Source organism: Mesorhizobium sp., from assembly GCF_005063415.1.
In the GTDB taxonomy this organism is placed as follows: domain Bacteria; phylum Pseudomonadota; class Alphaproteobacteria; order Rhizobiales; family Rhizobiaceae; genus Mesorhizobium.
This window is the reverse complement of the sequence record NZ_SUEG01000316.1, coordinates 1-231: the sequence shown is the minus strand read 5'-3', so window position 1 is coordinate 231 and position 231 is coordinate 1.

The window sequence follows — 231 nt, the reverse complement described above, 5'->3', positions numbered from 1 at the left end:
AAATTCGCGCGGACCGAGCGAATTGGTTGCGATACGCCGGCCGGCCGGAGGAGGCTCTGGCTTCAATCGACGACGCGCTGAAGAGAACCCCGTTTCCACCACACTGGTTCTGGGTAATTCGCGCCAAAATTTTGTTGGAACTGAGGAGATATGGCGAAGTCGTAGCGGCCTTGGACAACATGCCAAAAAAGGATCACCCCGCTTGGCTCACACTGGCGGCCGCCCATAACC